Annotated in this window: 19 protein-coding genes and 1 riboswitch; of the genes, 4 read left to right on the top strand and 15 right to left on the bottom strand. The window is 48.5% G+C overall.

Translation table 11 applies throughout. The features are described from left to right. Positions 1-4: 4 nt before the first annotated feature. From ABR397_RS17115 to ABR397_RS17045, 15 genes are read right to left on the bottom strand one after another with little or no spacing between them, the layout of a single operon-like run. Positions 5-682 carry an energy-coupling factor ABC transporter transmembrane protein gene (locus ABR397_RS17115; RefSeq protein ID WP_350306844.1) on the bottom strand — a complete coding sequence of 226 codons (678 nt, stop codon included), beginning with the start codon at positions 680-682 and terminating at the stop codon, positions 5-7. Next, a complete protein-coding gene (locus tag ABR397_RS17110) occupies positions 669-950 on the bottom strand; it encodes an energy-coupling factor ABC transporter substrate-binding protein (protein WP_021324508.1) in 282 nt (93 codons plus the stop codon). The genes ABR397_RS17115 and ABR397_RS17110 overlap by 14 nt, the downstream gene beginning before the upstream one ends. 1 nt (position 951) lies before the next feature. Further along, positions 952-1683 (bottom strand): cobalt ECF transporter S component CbiM, encoded by a 732-nt coding sequence (cbiM, locus tag ABR397_RS17105; RefSeq protein ID WP_350306820.1) that lies wholly within the window; start codon positions 1681-1683, stop codon positions 952-954. Between the two features lie 3 nt (positions 1684-1686). After that, positions 1687-2400, bottom strand: coding sequence for a cobalt-factor II C(20)-methyltransferase (locus ABR397_RS17100; RefSeq protein ID WP_350306819.1), 714 nt, complete (start codon positions 2398-2400; stop codon positions 1687-1689). Continuing rightward, positions 2400-3194 carry a sirohydrochlorin cobaltochelatase gene (cbiK, locus tag ABR397_RS17095; RefSeq protein WP_350306818.1) on the bottom strand — a complete coding sequence of 265 codons (795 nt, stop codon included), beginning with the start codon at positions 3192-3194 and terminating at the stop codon, positions 2400-2402. Before cbiK ends, ABR397_RS17100 begins: the two co-directional genes overlap by 1 nt. A gap of 27 nt (positions 3195-3221) precedes the next feature. Beyond that, positions 3222-4019, bottom strand: coding sequence for a cobalt-precorrin-6A reductase (locus tag ABR397_RS17090; protein WP_350306817.1), 798 nt, complete (start codon positions 4017-4019; stop codon positions 3222-3224). After that, entirely contained in the window at positions 4016-4741 is a 726-nt protein-coding gene (locus tag ABR397_RS17085) for a precorrin-3B C(17)-methyltransferase (protein ID WP_036840078.1), read from the bottom strand. The genes ABR397_RS17090 and ABR397_RS17085 overlap by 4 nt, the downstream gene beginning before the upstream one ends. Beyond that, a complete protein-coding gene (cbiG, locus tag ABR397_RS17080; RefSeq protein WP_350306816.1) occupies positions 4735-5796 on the bottom strand; it encodes a cobalt-precorrin 5A hydrolase in 1062 nt (353 codons plus the stop codon). Before cbiG ends, ABR397_RS17085 begins: the two co-directional genes overlap by 7 nt. Further along, positions 5777-6550: a cobalt-precorrin-4 methyltransferase gene (locus ABR397_RS17075; RefSeq protein ID WP_350306815.1), complete on the bottom strand. Its 774-nt coding sequence runs from the start codon at positions 6548-6550 to the stop codon at positions 5777-5779. The genes cbiG and ABR397_RS17075 overlap by 20 nt, the downstream gene beginning before the upstream one ends. Further along, positions 6543-7112 carry a decarboxylating cobalt-precorrin-6B (C(15))-methyltransferase gene (locus tag ABR397_RS17070; protein WP_350306814.1) on the bottom strand — a complete coding sequence of 190 codons (570 nt, stop codon included), beginning with the start codon at positions 7110-7112 and terminating at the stop codon, positions 6543-6545. Before ABR397_RS17070 ends, ABR397_RS17075 begins: the two co-directional genes overlap by 8 nt. Then, positions 7109-7702, bottom strand: a complete 594-nt coding sequence (locus ABR397_RS17065; RefSeq protein ID WP_350306813.1) for a cobalt-precorrin-7 (C(5))-methyltransferase — start codon at positions 7700-7702, stop codon at positions 7109-7111. Before ABR397_RS17065 ends, ABR397_RS17070 begins: the two co-directional genes overlap by 4 nt. Further along, complete coding sequence (gene cbiD / locus ABR397_RS17060) at positions 7699-8835, bottom strand: cobalt-precorrin-5B (C(1))-methyltransferase CbiD (RefSeq protein WP_350306812.1); 1137 nt, start codon at positions 8833-8835, stop codon at positions 7699-7701. The genes ABR397_RS17065 and cbiD overlap by 4 nt, the downstream gene beginning before the upstream one ends. Further along, entirely contained in the window at positions 8832-9464 is a 633-nt protein-coding gene (locus ABR397_RS17055) for a cobalt-precorrin-8 methylmutase (RefSeq protein ID WP_350306811.1), read from the bottom strand. The genes cbiD and ABR397_RS17055 overlap by 4 nt, the downstream gene beginning before the upstream one ends. Positions 9465-9479: 15 nt before the next feature. After that, entirely contained in the window at positions 9480-10439 is a 960-nt protein-coding gene (gene cbiB, locus ABR397_RS17050; RefSeq protein ID WP_350306810.1) for an adenosylcobinamide-phosphate synthase CbiB, read from the bottom strand. Continuing rightward, the gene (locus tag ABR397_RS17045) at positions 10436-11818 is read right to left on the bottom strand and encodes a cobyrinate a,c-diamide synthase (protein ID WP_350306809.1); all 1383 of its coding nucleotides are present in this window, start codon (positions 11816-11818) and stop codon (positions 10436-10438) included. The genes cbiB and ABR397_RS17045 overlap by 4 nt, the downstream gene beginning before the upstream one ends. 113 nt (positions 11819-11931) lie before the next feature. Continuing rightward, positions 11932-12118, bottom strand: a riboswitch (cobalamin riboswitch). Between the two features lie 336 nt (positions 12119-12454). On the opposite strand from ABR397_RS17045, the gene dmsD reads away from it, so the two are divergent. The 4 genes from dmsD (at position 12455) to ABR397_RS17025 (ending at position 15886) form a co-directional block, all read left to right on the top strand. Next, positions 12455-13051: a Tat proofreading chaperone DmsD gene (gene dmsD / locus ABR397_RS17040; RefSeq protein ID WP_350306808.1), complete on the top strand. Its 597-nt coding sequence runs from the start codon at positions 12455-12457 to the stop codon at positions 13049-13051. 422 nt (positions 13052-13473) lie between these two features. Further along, positions 13474-14985, top strand: coding sequence for a trypsin-like serine peptidase (locus tag ABR397_RS17035; RefSeq protein WP_350306807.1), 1512 nt, complete (start codon positions 13474-13476; stop codon positions 14983-14985). A gap of 318 nt (positions 14986-15303) precedes the next feature. Beyond that, positions 15304-15600 (top strand): type II toxin-antitoxin system RelE/ParE family toxin, encoded by a 297-nt coding sequence (locus ABR397_RS17030; protein ID WP_350306806.1) that lies wholly within the window; start codon positions 15304-15306, stop codon positions 15598-15600. 1 nt (position 15601) lies between these two features. Then, the gene (locus ABR397_RS17025; RefSeq protein ID WP_350306805.1) at positions 15602-15886 is read left to right on the top strand and encodes an addiction module antidote protein; all 285 of its coding nucleotides are present in this window, start codon (positions 15602-15604) and stop codon (positions 15884-15886) included. Positions 15887-16616: the final 730 nt, after the last annotated feature.

Raw genomic sequence — 16616 nt, 5'->3', positions numbered from 1 at the left:
GTCCTTACAGGTGAAAATTCCCCTGATAAAGTTTGATATCCAGCGAAACGATCATTTGCTGATAACGGACCATCACACGCGTAAATAGCATACTAACTAACATTGCCAGTGAACGGTAGCCACTTCCCAACGACGTGTAACCAAACCGCAGGGATTGCGCACGATGGATCGCCGCCGCCTCATCAATAAAAATAAAGATAAAACGCCAAGTCAGCAGGATCTGTTCCGTTAATAGATCCGGGACATGACAACGTTTCAACAGTTGGATCAATTGTGGAAACGGGGTATTAAGCACAAACCAGAAGGTAGCCGCCAATGCGGCCAGGCTGCGCCACATTGTCTGATTGGCGGTGGTCAGCCCTGCTTTATCAATACCGAACCAAAACTGCCCTATTTGAACGCCCCACCACAGGGCGTCCGGCTGACGGGAAACCGATAGCACAATGGCTATCAGTCCCACCAGTAAGAATGATAACGGTACAGACAACCAAAGCAGATAGCGACGTGGCCCGATCCGCAACAGATAGCAGGTCAGCGCCGCAATCACCAGCAATAGCAAGGCCTGGTAGCGCGGCGGGCTGATCATCGCCAGTAGCAGAAACAAGCCATAGAGCGCCAGTTTTGCCATCGGATCAACCCGCCGCCAGCGGCTTTGATAACTTAGTCGATCAATTCCCAACATGCTCACTGCGCTTACTCCGGTAGTAACCCAGAATATAGAAGATCACCGCTGCTCCTAATGAGCCTTGCAAGGTGAACAGTAAACTTTCAATCTCTCCGCTGGCCGGCTCATATAGTGGCTGGAACCAGGGTTCATAATCTGGAGCAGTGACCTGAATCAGCGCCTCTGCTTCTCCATCAGCGCCGCCATATTCGCCTCCGTGGTTAATGAAGAACGGCAGAATAACCAACGCGATTAGCAGCACCAGCAAGGTAATGGTCTTTTTCATGTTAATGACTCCTGACGTGTATAAGATGACGTTTAGTTAACTGATCGTAAATCAGTACAGTGAGCAAACCTTCCGCAATTGCAATCGGGATCTGAGTCAGGCAGAACACACTCATAAACTTAACGATAGAACCGCTAATACCGAATTCAGGCTCTGGGAAAGCCACTCCCAACTGCACCGACGTGACGAAATAGGTCACCAGATCCGCGATCATGGCACAGAGGAACACGGCAACATCACGCCGGAATCCGATTTTATTGGCTAAACGCCAGACCCAATAACCCACAATCGGACCAAGCACGGCCATTGACATACCATTAGCGCCAAGGGTTGTCAGACCACCATGCGCCAGTAGCAGCGCCTGAAATAACAGAACAATGACCCCAAGTACTGCCACGACCGAAGGACCAAATAAGATCACCGCCAGACCTACCCCAGTCGGATGAGAGCAACTACCCGTAACTGATGGAATTTTCAATGCGGACAGCACGAAAATAAATGCCCCACACAACGCCAGCAGCACTTTCTGATTACTGTCATCACTGACAATCTGTCTCAATCGTACCAACCCCATAAACAGACAAGGCAAAAACAGAACCCACCAGGCCAATGCCCAAATAGGAGGCAAAAAACCTTCCATAACGTGCATGGCAAAGGCTTGCTCCGGCACCAGCATCAACAAGACTGCCATTGCCAACCCGGTCAACGAGAGTTTCTTTAGCTGTTGTTCCATAATCTACTCCTTGGTATGCCATTGTTTATTCACCAAAATGGTGGAGAAATAGGGTAGCCGCTGATCGGCAGCTACCTGATCCAGACAACGCCAGCACTGCTCACCCGGCAATGAGGCGTCTGCCATCAGCAAAGCATGTTCAAACAGATTCAAGCGTGCCAGCAACGCACGCACGGTGGCAAAACGGTTATAAACTTTCATCAGCACGACACAATCATGGGTTTGCAATGCCTGTTCCAACTCAGCTTCCGGCGCGGTACAAGACATGACCGCCATTGATTGCTGCTCCATGGCAAGCGGCATTACGGTTCGCGCGGCAATAGCGGCAAAAGAAGTGATACCCGGTACAATTTCCAGCCATTCCTGCCTGCCAATACGCGCCAGCAAAAAGACCCAGGTACTGAACAGCATGGCATCACCCAATGTGATAAACCCGACTTGCCGCCCCATAACCACTTCATCTTTCAGTTGTTGCGCCACTTCATCCCACACCGCCTGTTTTTCTTCGCCGTTACTGCTCATCGGGAAATGGCAGGTGCGAATTTCAGTGTGGGGTAACAGGTATTCACGCACGATAGAGAGCGCCAGACTATCTCCTCCTTTACGCCCGGCGGGTGCATAAAGCACATCAAGACGGGCCAGTATCCGGGTAGCCCGTACAGTAATTAAATCACTGGCGCCAGGACCGACGCCCATGGCATAAAGTCTCCCCTTCATCACGCCACCTCCCGCTGATCTGACTGCAACGCGGCGTTCAGGTGTTGAACAAACATTTGGCGAATCAACGGATTTTCACCTAATCCTTGTAACCAAGATTGCGTGCTGATCCCAACGGCCTCCAACTGGGAACGCCAAGAGTCCGGCTCGTCTGATGCCATATCGTTGATTGCATGATCGCCGGCCACCAGCATTAATGGCATCAAATGTACCTTACGCACGGCCTGCCGCCGCAAACGGATGATGAGATGGCCGATTTCCGGGTAACTTTCCACCGCTCCCACCAACGCCGGAAAATTAAGTGAACTCATCAGGTGATCCAGACAGGCGTAGACAGAAAACGCATGATGACTGGTGCCATGTCCCATAAACACCACGCGCTCATCCGCAGCCAGTGGCGGCATCTGATTTTCCAAGGCAATAAGCAGTTGTTGATAATCGGCAAAACTGTTAAGCAACGGCATACCCACAACCAAACGTTGGAAACGCTCACTAAAGGCGCTCACTTCACTGACGATCTTCTCATACTCGTCACCGTTGATAACATGCAAGGACTGAATAGCCACATCTTGATAACCTTCATTGACCAAACGCTCCAGCGCCTGACGTGGGTTATCCACCTGTAGGCCATCACGTTTTTGCAATTTGCGGATGATCATTCCTGAAGTGAATGCACGATACAGATCACGATCAGGGTAAGCCGCCGACAATTGCCGCTCACAAGCATCAATATTCTTTTGCCGGGTCTGCTGATAACTGGTACCAAAGCTGATGATTAACAATGCTTTTTTCATTTTATTGCCCTCTTTTTTGTTGCCCTCTTATTGCCCTCGTTGTTCCTGCCATTGGGTCAGGTGTTGGACAAACTCATCCAGCGAACTAATCTGCTCTCCTTCATCTGTTTGTAAGGTCTGTGCAGGACGACACACAACAATACAGGGAATATTGAGTGCTAAGCAGGGAGCCACTTTCTGTTGATATCCCCCCTCAGCACCAGATTCTTTAGTGATCACCACATCAGGGCAGCAAAACTCATACAACGCATGATTGAATTCAGCCGTGAATGGTCCACGCAATGCGATAATGTGATCGACCCCCAACCCCAGAGCCTCACACTGAATCAGTACCTCAGCCGTCGGCAATACCCGTACCAGTAAAGTTTTTTCCGGCAGTAAACGCTGATACAGCGCCAGTTGTTTACTGCCGGTGGTCAGCAATACCCGCGGCCCCAGAGTCCGGGCAACGTCGCAAGCGGCCTCCACACTATCGACTTTGTGCAACAACGGATGATTCAGTAAGTCAATCTCACTGGGACGTTGATAACGGGTAAACCGCAGTGATAATTGGCGACAAGCGGCGATCACGTTGTGAGTTAACGCGTCTGCGTAAGGATGTGACGCATCAATTACCCAACCTACCTGATGCTGATCAAAACAGTGCGCCATCGCCTCGGCATCCATACGTCCCACCACCACCTCTCCCTGAATATCACCCGCCAGTTGTCTACCGGCATCGGTAGCAACCGAGAGACGGTAACGCGCTCCTGCCGCGTCCAGTGCCCGGCAAATCAGCCGGGCGTCACTAGTACCGCCGAAAACATGGATAGCCGGATGGCTCATAGCTCATACCCCCGTGGCGTGATCATCAGTCCATCCCGGCAATAGGTAGTATGATTGCCAACGATCACCAGACTGGTCATATCTACAGGTGAAAAATCCATCTCGCCGAAAGTGGTAATCCATTTATCCTGCTTTTTACGCCCGGCGGCTTTTACCACCCCCACCGGCGTATGCGGATCTTTCCATGGGCTCATAAGTTCAAACGCTTTGGCAAGGTGCCCTTCACGGCCACGACTGCGTGGGTTATAGAAACAAACAACAAAGTCGGCCTGCGCTGCGGCAATAACACGTTTCTCAATCACCGGCCACGGCGTCAACAAATCGCTCAAGCTGATATGACAAAAATCGTGCATCAACGGTGCCCCCAGTAACGTAGCCGCGGCAATGCTAGCGGTGATCCCGGCCACCAGTTTGACCTCAAGATCGCACTGTTGCTGGCAAACCAACTCCAGCACTAAACCGGCCATGCCGTAGATCCCTGCATCCCCACTGCTGATCAGCGCCACTTTACGACCGGATAACGCCAAATCAATCGCTGTCTGGCAGCGTTCAATCTCCTTACACATGCCAGTCTTAATCACTTCTTTATCCATCGTCAGATGTTTGACCAAATGGGTGTAGGTTTTATAGCCGACAATAATTTCAGCTTCGCGGATCGCCGCAATGGCATCCTGCGTCATCATAGATTCATTGCCTGGCCCAATGCCGATTACGGTTAACATAATTGTGATACCCCCAAAGTGATAGTGACGCCCTGCTGACGCAGGGTCCGGCCAACCAGTTTCCCTTCGCTCATCAACCAGGCGACAGGTTGTGAAACACTGCCAACCCCTACCGTCCGGCGGACAAAATCGGAAGCGGGAAAACGTTGCTCATGGCGACTTAATTCATTAACACTGAATAACTTAAACGGTACACACCAACGCTGTGCAAGCTGATTCAACGCCGGCTCATCCTTCTTGATGACAACGCTGCCGATGGCACTCAGCGCCATCAGATCAAAATGATTTTCCGCCATCTGCTGCTGCAATAACTCAATCAGTGTTTGCAGCGGGGTGTCCCGGCGGCAGCCGATCCCGGCCACAACACGCTTCGGCACCAATTTATAAACCGGCAGAGGCAGTTCGGGCAGAGAATCGCGCAACGTGACACACACCAGCACATCCAACGCCGGCAATGCCGCCAGACTCGCTATTGGGACAAAACCCCGGGTATCAAAATGTTCACGTTCGTTAAGCAGTGATTCATCCCACCACAGCCCGACTTTCTGACCGCTGACCAGCATTTGGTTTACCACTTTCACCACATGGCGAAAATCCTGCATATCCGCGTTTAACTGAGTGGCAAGAGTATCCAGCGCCGCTACCCCGTTGATATCCGTAGCGGTAGTAATCACCGGATCGGCCCCCAACAGCTCAGCCAGATAATGAGTCAATGCATTAGCGCCACCCACATGACCGGATAGTAAACTGATGACATGTTGACCACGCTCATCAATCACCACTACCGCTGGATCATGCATTTTGTCGTTTATCAGTGGCGCAATCATTCGTACGGTGATCCCCAGCGCTACAACCACCACCAGCGCCGAATAATGTTTAAATGCCTCACGCAAGGTATCGCCAAAACTGCCATTAAAAGGAATAAACCCCGGCTCCAGCAGCTTTTCACTGGTAAAACAGGTCAGCGGCAGATGCGTTCTCAACCTTCGCACCAATCTGACCCCGCCCGGAGTCAAACAGAACACCGCGATCGATTCATGCCCGGCGATATTCATGGCTAAACCCCGCATCGTAGAGCCTGGAATAGTGGTATTCCTCTCCCAGGAAAGCACCGACCAGAATCAAAGCGGTTTTACGGATACCCGCTGCTTGTACTTTTTCGGCGATATCGGCCAGCGTACCGCGCACGGTGCAACTTTCAGCCCAGGTCGCTTTGTATATCACCGCCACCGGAGTGGTCGCAGGATAACCACCGGCCTGAAGACGCGCAGCCACATGCTTCATCTTCTGTACAGAAAGATAAATCGCCATCGAAGTTTGATGAGCGGCAAAGGATTCCAACTGTTCGAGCGGCGGCACTGGTGTACGCCCTTCAATCCGGGTGATAATCAGGCTTTGCGACACTTCCGGCACGGTGTACTCCACCCCTAACTGCGCCGCCGCGCCAAGAAAAGCACTGACGCCCGGCACCGAAACAAAACCAATGCCAGCATCCGTTAGAGCTTCCCCCTGCTCACGGATAGAGCCGTATAACGAGAGATCACCGGTTTGCAATCGAACCACCAATTTACCCGCATGTACGCCATCCACCATCAGTGCAACAATTTGTTCCAGCGTCAGACCGGCGCTGTCATAGCATTCAGCTTCTGGCGGGCAGTAATCCAGCAGTTCGGTGTTAATCAACGAACCGGCGTAAATCACCACTTGCGCCTGTTGCAACAAACGATAGCCTTTCAGGGTGATCAACGCCTTATCACCCGGCCCGGCCCCCACAAACCAGACTTTCCGAGGATCAAAATGTTCAGACATCGATCTTCTCCTTGTAACAGGAAATCAGATACGTCGGATTATTCGGCTTGAAATAGTGGCCGCTGCCAAGTGATGCCAGAGTAGACGCCTGTAGTTGTATGCACTCCAAATCACTTATCTGACACGTCCGCAAATGCGCCAGCGCGTCATTCAGGTTATTCAGCAAAATGAACGTCAGCACCAAACGGCCGCCAGGGTACATGTGCTCCAGCGCCCAGTCGATCAGTGCCGTTAATTGGCCCCCGCTGCCGCCAATAAATACCGCATCAGCCATTACATCCAACGCCAACGGGGCCTCTCCAGCGATGATCTCCACATTATGGCAACCCAACCGCTGACGATTCTCCCCAATCAAAGCCAGTGCCGCAGGGTTACGTTCAATGGCGGCGACCGTCAGCGCCGGGAATCGCAGCGCCGCCTCCAGCGCCACGCTACCGGTACCCGCTCCCACATCAATCAACTGGCTGGCATGATTCAATTCCAACCGCTCCAATGCCAGTGCACGAACCGGCTCTTTGGTCATCGGTACTTTCTGTCCGCGTAAAAATTCGTCATCTCTCATAGGATCACCACTACGTTCATGTCATAGTCAGTCGCCACCGCTTCTGGCCGCAGACGGTGAATACGCTCATTAGGCAAAGAGAGGTTTTCACCAATAATCAATGTACGGCTCAGGCCACGCGCAATAATGGCCTCCGCAATTGCCCGCGGGCCGACGCGCCCATCAGTTACCATTGCTACTTTGTCGTGTTGCAGAATCCAGTCGAAATCCGGGGTACGCCCGTGACTGCTGGTCAGATAGATATCGTTCATATCCAGTGCCGCTTTGGCACACAGATATTGAATTGAACTGATACCGGGAATGATGCGCAGATTATCTGCGGTAAAATATTCAGATAACAATTTGCCGATGCCATACAACAACGGATCACCGGACGCCAACACCACAATATGACGTGTACTGTTGTTCTGTAGCCAGACAAGCAAACTGGCAAGATCAGCATCCAGCACGCGGGTTTCATGGGTGATGCCGCTAAATATCTCCAGGTGACGCCTGCCGCCGACCAGTACCTCCGCGTCAGTGATATAGTGCTGCGCCTGTGGCGTCAGATACGCCGTATCACCGGGACCAATACCGACAACAGTGATCATCGCATCTCCTCCAAAATGTCGTTCAACGGACGGCTGGCGCCGAGGATCTGATTATCAAAGGAGAACATAATGGCGTCACAACGCGGTGGGTTAACGGCAAAACGCAACATCTCGCTCATCCGTTCACAAATTCGTTCGGCAATACGGTCATAAACCGCTTGCAAACCATACTCCGCAATCAGTTCCATCGCAGCTTCCGTGGTATCGCAGCGATTCACCTCCAACAGAAGGGCCTGCGGCGCCCCCATCAGGGCCAGATAGGCAATCAATGTTTCTATGCGACCATCAGCAATGTGACTGTGAGTATGAAAAATCCCCGCAGCTACCTTCACCAGTTTGCCGGGATGTCCTACCAGCATGATATGGCGGAACCCAAGCCGAACCGCTTCCTGCAACATGTAGCCGACAAAGTTACTCATCGTCACCACCAGCTGACCATCAAGCCTCAATTGTTCACGCACAAAACGCTCGCCGTGATTGCCGGGAACCAGAATGACCTTTTCGGCTCCCGCAGCTCGTTTCATTTCCAGCTCAATCGCCAGTGAACGTTTCCAACTCTCCTCCGACATTGGCGTGACAATACCGGTGGTCCCAATAATGGAAATACCGCCAAGTATCCCCAACTTGCCGTTATAGGTTTTCTTTGCCCGCTCTTCGCCTTCCGGAGCAAAGATCTCCACCTCTGCCCCCCGCATCGGGCCAATGGCCTCCCGTACCGCTGCCTCAATAGTCTGACGTGGAGTACGGTTAATGGCGGCACTGCCCACCGGCAACCCGACACCTTTACGGGTAACCGTACCAACACCTTCCCCGCCGCTCAGATGGATTTCACCGTGATCGCACAACGTGACACGGGCAAAAATCAACATGCCATGAGTCGCATCCACATCGTCGCCGCCATCTTTACGGATAGCGGCAGTAGCCTGTTGGCCTTCAATCAGCGGCTGTTCGACATTAAGGCGTAATGTCACGCCGGAAGGGGTAACAATAGAAACATGGTCAATAACTTGCTGACGCAACACCATCAATGCGGCAACCTTGGCGGCGGCAGTGGCGCAGGAGCCGGTGGTATAACCTTTGCGATACTGTTTACCGTTATGCCAGATGCTGTCTAATTGTATCGTATCGCTCATTGTGCCTCCTGCAACCGATACAGAATGGCATTGACAATCGCCGCCGCGATATTGCTCCCACCTTTACGGCCTGCGGCTGCGATATAAGGCAATTCGCTTTGCATCAACGCCGCTTTCGATTCTGCCGCGCCGACAAATCCGACCGGCACCCCGATCACCGCCAGTGGTGAAGCCCGTCTTTCCAGTAGGCGGAACAGCGCTGTCGGCGCATTACCGAACACGAATATTTTGTCGCCTTCCTCAGCCAATGCGACATCTACCGCTGCCATAGAACGGGTAATACCCTGCGCTTTCGCCATCGTTACCACACGCGGATCACTGATATAACAACGGCATTCACAGCCCATCTGCTGTAACAACGTCTTGTTGATACCGGACTGAGCCATCGTGGTATCGGTATACAGAATGCACCCCCGACGCAATGCTTCAGTAATACGGGTCAGCACATCCGGTGAGAACCATAAAATATCCAACCAGTCAAAATCTGCGGTAGTGTGGATCACCCGTTTAATCACCGCTTCCTGTATCTCATCCACAAAACGATAATCAGGGCGCTCACTAGCAATAATATCGCCAATGATTGCGAAGCTATTCTGTTCAATTTGCTGAGGTTTCTGGAGATAGTTCATATTCGTTGCCCTTTTCTAAGCCATTCCGACCAACAATAAGCGCAGCAACGCAAACAACAGTAAGGCCAATTGCGAAGCTATCATCATCAAGTGGATACTGAGCGGGATATCCATCAGCGCGATTTCACGGCGTTCATCACCAATCCAGGGTTTATCTACCCGTTCGCCAAAGTAGTAATTCGGACCGCCAAGGCGGATACCCAAGGCTCCGGCAACCGTCGCTTCAGGCCAGCCACAGTTGGGACTGGCATGCTGATAACGATCGCGCCAGCCAATACGCAGAGCCTGACGAAAATCAACCCGAATAAACCCGGCCGCCGCACTCAGCAACAGCCAACTCAGCCGTGCCGGTAACCAATTTGCCAAATCATCCATACGAGCGGAGACATAGCCAATCGCGCGATATTCCGGCGTTTTATATCCCACCATTGAATCAAGGGTATTGACCGCTTTGTAAGCCATTGCCAACGGCGCACCGCCAATCATCAGGAAAAAAAGTGGCGCAATAACACCGTCAACGCTGTTTTCCGCTACCGTTTCCACCACTGCACGCGTGATTTGCGGCTTATCCAGTTGAGAAGTATCGCGCCCGACAATCCATGACAATTGCTGGCGACTTTCATCCAAAGAACCCTGCTGTAACACACCATGTACCGCCAGAGCGGCATCACTCAGACAACGGCCAGCCAACAGGGTATAAATTATCCATACTTCGACTAACCAACCGAGCCAGGGATGAATACAGTTCATCAACCATAAACATCCCCAACTCATCAGCCAGGTCAAGCCAACAACGACTACCCACAACACTGCCCCACCGACTTTCAATGCTCGTTCATTGTGGCAACAGCGCCGGATAGCCCGTTGCACCCATGCAATCAGATGACCGATCCAACGTACCGGATGAGGCCAATGTGGCGGATCACCCAACCAGCTATCGAGCAAGAAAGCAGCAAACCAGGCGGCAAGTGTCACAACAGCCTCCTCGCATGCATCAACCAGCGATCAAGCAGGCCAGGACGCTGGGCAAAATGGATATGAAGATAACTGGCCAGCGTTTGCTGTACCTGATAGCCCCCCGCCCATTGCTGGATTGCCATGCCGTCACGCCATTTCGTGCAATCAAAGACCGAAGGTACCGAACTGATAAAATCGGAATAGTGAAACTCGTGGCCGCGTAGAACTTCGCCCTTCGCAGCCAGTAACGTGTCACAACGGGCTTGTGCCTGACAGTAACCAAAGCGCATCAGCCGCGTCCCCATACGGCTTTCTCCCGGCAAAATGCCGGCCATCTGGTGACGCTTCCCTTCTCCATCGGTCAATGACCTGCCAAGGTACATCAGGCCACCGCATTCAGCATAAAGGGGAACCTGACGATAATGCGCATCCTGTAAAGCTTCCCGCATAGCACCATTGGCGGCCAATTGAGCGGCATAGATTTCCGGGTAGCCACCGCCCAGATAAATCATCTGGCAATCAGGCAGACGGCGATCATGCAGTGGGCTGAAACGGTGAATACGTACCCCTGCCCGTTCCAGCATTTCCAGATTATCCGGATAATAAAAGTTAAAAGCTTCATCATCCGCCAATGCCAGCGTCAGGCCGTCAGCCAGTGCGGGATCAGGCAATGATGGCGCCTCACCTTCAGGTGAAACAGGGCAATCACAGAGCGCCAGCAGGCGATCAAGGTTGATATACATTTCAACCTGTTGAGCCAACCGCTGCCAGCGGGCATCATCGTCAACCTGCTCCTGAGCAGGAATAAGACCAAGATGGCGGGATGGCAACGACACATCTTGCATCACGGGCAAACGCCCCAGCACCGGAACACCACAATAATGTTCAATGGCACGCCGGATGAGTTCGAAATGATTTTCAGAATTGACGCGGTTAACAATGACGCCCGCAATTGTCAGAGAGGGATCAAAATGACAAAAACCCAGAACAGTCGCCGCAACAGAAGTGGATACTGCCTTACCATCTACCAGCAAAATCACCGGACATCCCAACTGTTTCGCCATTGCTGCGCTACTGCAATAATTCGGGTTCGTACCATAACCATCATACAACCCCATCACACCTTCGATAACGGCCACATCAGCATGGCGCATATGCTGATTATAAAGACCGTTTAGCGTCGCTGTTGGCAACATAAACGCATCAAGATTGCGAGATGCCACACCACACACCGAGCTGTGCCAACCGCTGTCCAGATAATCCGGCCCCACTTTAAACGGCTGGACAGCCAACCCGCGCAGCATCAACGCCCGCAAAATGCCAAGGGTAACCGTGGTCTTACCGCAACCACTCCCCGTACCTGCAATAACAAACGCCTTCTTGCCTGACTGTTGCATAAAAAATTCCCGATATATCGACCGAGAATAGGTGTCAACAAGACGTGCCTGACGCAGCATCAGCACTGCGCACATCCATTGGATGACAACCCGCTTCCCTCCGAAGGAGTTGAATGTCTCATACCTGTCAGGTCGGTCTTCTGGCTTAGCGTCATCCTTCCCCGCCACCTTCCCAGTCATTCCGACCAGTGGCATCAGCGGAGTTGTCAGCATCACAGCAGCGGGGGCTGCGGAGGATTTTCACCCCCTTCCCAACCACACCATTGAGGTGCAGTATTAACCCGACAGCGGTTTATTTATTTTTAACGTGACTATTTATTAAGTTATTAGATAGCTAATGATATATATTCACTCACATTATAATAACCTTATTAACCCCATTGAATTAAGATGCGAATTAAATATATATTCTTCACATCAAGAGGACGGTTGGATTTATTATTTTCGACGATAAACTTATACGACTTATAACAAAAACCACCGCCAATCTGTTAACAAAGATAGTAACAACACCACAACAGCTTAATCGTTGATCATAATCAACTATCTATTCATATCATATAAGTTTATGATGCCGTTTGTCATAAAATAGCTTCTTACACCCTCTGTATAACCAAATCACAATGAGAGCTGCCGATGTTATTAGATACCACTGTACCCCGCATTCTTGGCGCCTGTTTTTATTACTCACCGCAATCAAAACAAGTCCGTCCGCTAATTCCATTGCTTACAGACATTGATAAATTATTTCCCTGGCCGGATAGCGGAAAAATAGGAAACCTGACGAAAAAAATCGCTGCTCTGCCGGCGGAATCCCTACAATATGACTATTCCATCCTATTCGAAGGACAAGGAGCCATGCCAGCGCCGCCTTGGGGATCCGTTTATCTGGACAGAGAAAACTTGTTATTAGGTGAAAGCACATTGGCTTACCGGGAATTTCTGGCGAAACAAAATATAGTCATGTCCAGCAAACAACGGGAGCCGGAAGATCAATTCGGCCTGATGCTGCTGGCCCTGGTTTATATTTTGGAACAAGGGCATAAACCTGCTGCGCGTACACTGCTAGAACAGCACTTACTACCGTGGGCGTATCGTTATCTGGAACTGACTGAAGAGACCAAACTGGAAAATGATTTCTATCCCATTTTGGCCACTATTGCTATTGACTATTTAAAAACACTTCAAACTGAACTGGAATTAATTCCGGTAAAACCAGAATTATTTCGCTAACCTTTTTATTATTCCTCAATTAATACTCCGGTGAGAAATTAAGTAACAACTAACAAACTTACATTCTCCCGGAGATTAAACCCTATTTAGCCAATTCATCATTTATAACGACGAATTTATATCAGAAAAACCCTTATTATCAGCTTTCGTTCCATTGAACGTTATAGCCCTATTGCCGTATATAAAACTGTTCAGCTGATTTTTATGTTATTTATTATTGGGTAAGGAACACCGGCACCCAATAGAATGATTTTATGCGCTAAGAAAAATGTTTATTAATTCATAAATTAGTAAGCATTAAATACCCCAATAAGAGGATTTATTAAAATCCTAAAAAAAGATTGGCAATAAACATCACTTTATTGAACGTCTGTTTTCTTTACATGGAAATATTAAAAATGTAAACAACCTGAGGTCAAAATATGAAAAAAATCTTTTTAGCTACTCTTATTACAGGGATTGTGTCAACAAACTGTTTCGCACAAACACTCCCTGAAGGCCAAAATGAGCATATTGCTCATCAGCAATCCAACACCAGAAACGAAGCTCCGCTATTAAAATCGACAGATCCGGGTGCAGATCGATTTAAGCATGTTGGAAAATTAAGAACGAATGGCCTCTGTACCGCCACACTCATTGCCGGCTCAGAAAAACCGGACGCCAATCAACAGGCGCTTATTCTCTCCGCAGGCCATTGTCTTGACGACAGCTTAGACACAAACGAAGTAATTATTGATCAACCCGCCGGCCCTGGTTGGACATTTACACCAAACTACTTTATTGACTTGATTGATAAACATCAACCTGTTGATATTGATAAAGTTTTATACGCAACCATGAAAGGTGGCGACCTGGCGGTTTTCAGACTAAAAGCAACTTATGGAGAACTGGCAAAGCGTGGAATACTGCCGGTGACATTACAAAAAGAACTTAAGCCATCAGGCCAGGCTGTTGAACTTGCTCATATACCTGTCAATGGCGTAGAGGGTGATAAACGTTATCTGCGATATTCCGACTGCCACATACTTGGAGAAACACCGCTCCTGTATGAACACGTATGGAATTGGACGCCAAGTGTTTCTGTTGATTGTGTGGGTGTTTCTGGTGGAACCTCTGGTTCGCCGGTCATATTGAAAAATCAATCTAAGATAATTGGCGTATTAAATACCACCGTCACTCCGGGTTACAGTGGCTGTGGGCTTGGCCGGCCGTGTGAATTAGTCGATGATAAAGGTTACTCGCGCGAAGGCGCCAGTTACTATATGCCTGTCGACAAAATTGCACGTGCACTTACCCATGATGGAAAACTGGATTTAAATAAACTTGACGATGGCAAAGGGATCACCATTAGCGTCAGTGGTCCTCTTGTTACTCAGAGTACCGTTAACGGCAGCGCTGCCACATGGAATTTACGACTTAGTGAAGATGGTTTTGACAAAATCCGCTATAAGCAAGGACTTGCGAGTAATACTGATTGTTCAAACCCTAAAGGGTACAGCAAACCCTTCTCAGTTACTGAGCAACCGCTGGATAAACTCCTGACACCTTCTAAAGAAGGGATTTACACAATGTGTGTTATTGGACGACATGCTGAAAATAAACGCTGGCAGGATACATCTTACGCGTCAGTAAAATTACGTGAAATTGACAACACGCCTCCGTCAATAAAACCCGCCATAAGATTAGTTTTTGAAGCAGAAGACAGATGGGTTGTTAATCCCATATTTAATCAATGGGAAATTGTTGACTTACGTATAAAATCAGGTCCTCTGGAATCTACAAAGTGTGACGATCACACTGGATATTCTATCTATAGAAGAATACCGATTTCTCTTATGAAGAAAGACTCCCCAGTACGTTTCTGTGTATATGGTTTGGATCAAGCGGGTAATAAAGGCCCAATAGATTATCGTGATTTTGGTGTTAAGAAATAAGTTTTTAAAATCGGCCAGCATTTGCTGGCCTTTTTTGTTTTTACGAAAATAATAAATATCTCAAATTTTACTAGTACTACAGCCGTACTTCCTTTTTTCAACAGAAAAGACACTCATAGAAAAGCTTAATTCATGCGGTTTCTCAGAGTTGTGAGCATCAAGGAAAATGCAACTTTCTGGTATCTACGGCTGTAGTAATAGGGCGGTTGACGTTTTGCGAGGAATTTTTAAGTGAAACACCCAGAAAACTGTTAACTGCGGTTGACAACACAAAAGGTTGTATTATACTCAGTATTATAGAAATAAATGAGGGGTAAAATGATTAAAGTAAATCGAACGCCCGAAGTAGAGAGATGGTTAAAATCTTTGAAAGACAAAACCGCAAAAGCAAAAATCATTATAAGAATTGATAGAATGAAAGAGGGTAATTTCGGAGATGCAGAACCTGTTGGAAGTGGAATATCAGAATTAAGAATTCATCAAGGGAAGGGATACAGGGTATATTTTGCTAATAGGAATAATGAAATAGTTTTGTTGCTTTGTGGTGGCGATAAAAATACACAACAACAAGATATCAAAAAAGCAAAAGAAATAGCTAAAGAATGGGGATTTTAACATGAATAAAGAGCTTAAAGAATTTGATGTTGTTGAGTTTTTAAATGATGATGAAGATATTCAAACCTATTTAAATGCAGCGATAGAGGAAAACGATACTAAATATTTATTTATTGCATTAGGCAATATCGCAAGAGCAAAAAATATCAGCCAGCTATCAAAACAAGTCGGAATGAGTAGAGAGGGTATTTATAAAGCACTTTCTGGAGAAGCAAACCCAACATTTAATACAGTGTTTAAAATAACGAAAGCGTTGGGTTTAAAATTACATTTCACAGGGGCTTAATTGCCCCGTTTTTTTATGCCTTATGCCTTATGCCTTATGCCTTATGCCTGTCAGAGCATGGGAGAACTGTACAAATCTAACGAAGTAAAAGCACAAACTAAAGAAATAGGCTTAATTGAAAATCTGGAATTTATTAAACACCATCCCGTTTTTTCAGTAAGTCGGATATTTGGAGTCATATAAAGCACACCAAGTGTGTTCTGCCGTTGGTCAATAGCTTCTTAGCCGATTCGATCTTGCTGCTGGTCATTTTGGGCTTGCGCCCATCCCTCAGATGTTGTAAGCCAGACAATGGCATTCGGTTAAGCTCTCATAACTGGGCTCCATAAGATGTACACGAAACATCAACAGCCCCTAGGTAACTCTCTAATTGATTCTGGTTATAACACTTCCCATGAATTGGAATACCTCATAGTTTACCAATATATGTGATTTATTTTTGGTTGTTTTTTTGAACAAAAAATGATCAAAATTCAACCACCAGCAATATTGCTTTCTATAATCGTCATTTTGGTCATTTATTGATACGTGAATATGCCCGATTTTTACCCTTTTTAATCCCGTTTAATGCTCTAGTAGGCTGACTTAGTAAACATTACTGTCAGTTTATTGATTACGTAAAACCTTGGTTTAGCGGAAACGGTGAATAAGGCGAATAATGCGGTGCCAAGTGGCAGGAGAATTAACGGAAAATCTCTGGTCGGGGATATCAGTTTGAGTGCAGGGGATG

Source organism: Photorhabdus viridis, from assembly GCF_040256935.1.
GTDB classification, from domain to species: Bacteria; Pseudomonadota; Gammaproteobacteria; order Enterobacterales; family Enterobacteriaceae; genus Photorhabdus; species Photorhabdus viridis.
Note: the sequence above shows the minus strand (reverse complement) of the source record. Positions and strands in the feature narration are given on the sequence as shown.

Bases quoted from the DNA above. Each gene is read 5' to 3' on its own strand.
- cbiM (WP_350306820.1), bottom strand. From the start codon at position 1,683: ATGGAACAACAGCTAAAGAAACTCTCGTTGACCGGGTTGGCAATGGCA.
- ABR397_RS17085 (WP_036840078.1), bottom strand. From the start codon at position 4,741: ATGTTAACCGTAATCGGCATTGGGCCAGGCAATGAATCTATGATGACG.
- ABR397_RS17055 (WP_350306811.1), bottom strand. From the start codon at position 9,464: ATGAACTATCTCCAGAAACCTCAGCAAATTGAACAGAATAGCTTCGCA.
- cbiG (WP_350306816.1), bottom strand. From the start codon at position 5,796: ATGAATATCGCCGGGCATGAATCGATCGCGGTGTTCTGTTTGACTCCG.
- ABR397_RS17065 (WP_350306813.1), bottom strand. From the start codon at position 7,702: ATGATCACTGTTGTCGGTATTGGTCCCGGTGATACGGCGTATCTGACG.
- ABR397_RS17045 (WP_350306809.1), bottom strand. From the start codon at position 11,818: ATGCAACAGTCAGGCAAGAAGGCGTTTGTTATTGCAGGTACGGGGAGT.
- ABR397_RS17035 (WP_350306807.1), top strand. From the start codon at position 13,474: ATGAAAAAAATCTTTTTAGCTACTCTTATTACAGGGATTGTGTCAACA.
- ABR397_RS17100 (WP_350306819.1), bottom strand. From the start codon at position 2,400: ATGAAGGGGAGACTTTATGCCATGGGCGTCGGTCCTGGCGCCAGTGAT.
- ABR397_RS17075 (WP_350306815.1), bottom strand. From the start codon at position 6,550: ATGTCTGAACATTTTGATCCTCGGAAAGTCTGGTTTGTGGGGGCCGGG.
- cbiD (WP_350306812.1), bottom strand. From the start codon at position 8,835: ATGAGCGATACGATACAATTAGACAGCATCTGGCATAACGGTAAACAG.
- dmsD (WP_350306808.1), top strand. From the start codon at position 12,455: ATGTTATTAGATACCACTGTACCCCGCATTCTTGGCGCCTGTTTTTAT.
- cbiK (WP_350306818.1), bottom strand. From the start codon at position 3,194: ATGAAAAAAGCATTGTTAATCATCAGCTTTGGTACCAGTTATCAGCAG.
- ABR397_RS17070 (WP_350306814.1), bottom strand. From the start codon at position 7,112: ATGAGAGATGACGAATTTTTACGCGGACAGAAAGTACCGATGACCAAA.
- ABR397_RS17110 (WP_021324508.1), bottom strand. From the start codon at position 950: ATGAAAAAGACCATTACCTTGCTGGTGCTGCTAATCGCGTTGGTTATT.
- ABR397_RS17115 (WP_350306844.1), bottom strand. From the start codon at position 682: ATGTTGGGAATTGATCGACTAAGTTATCAAAGCCGCTGGCGGCGGGTT.
- ABR397_RS17025 (WP_350306805.1), top strand. From the start codon at position 15,602: ATGAATAAAGAGCTTAAAGAATTTGATGTTGTTGAGTTTTTAAATGAT.
- ABR397_RS17030 (WP_350306806.1), top strand. From the start codon at position 15,304: ATGATTAAAGTAAATCGAACGCCCGAAGTAGAGAGATGGTTAAAATCT.
- ABR397_RS17090 (WP_350306817.1), bottom strand. From the start codon at position 4,019: ATGAGCCATCCGGCTATCCATGTTTTCGGCGGTACTAGTGACGCCCGG.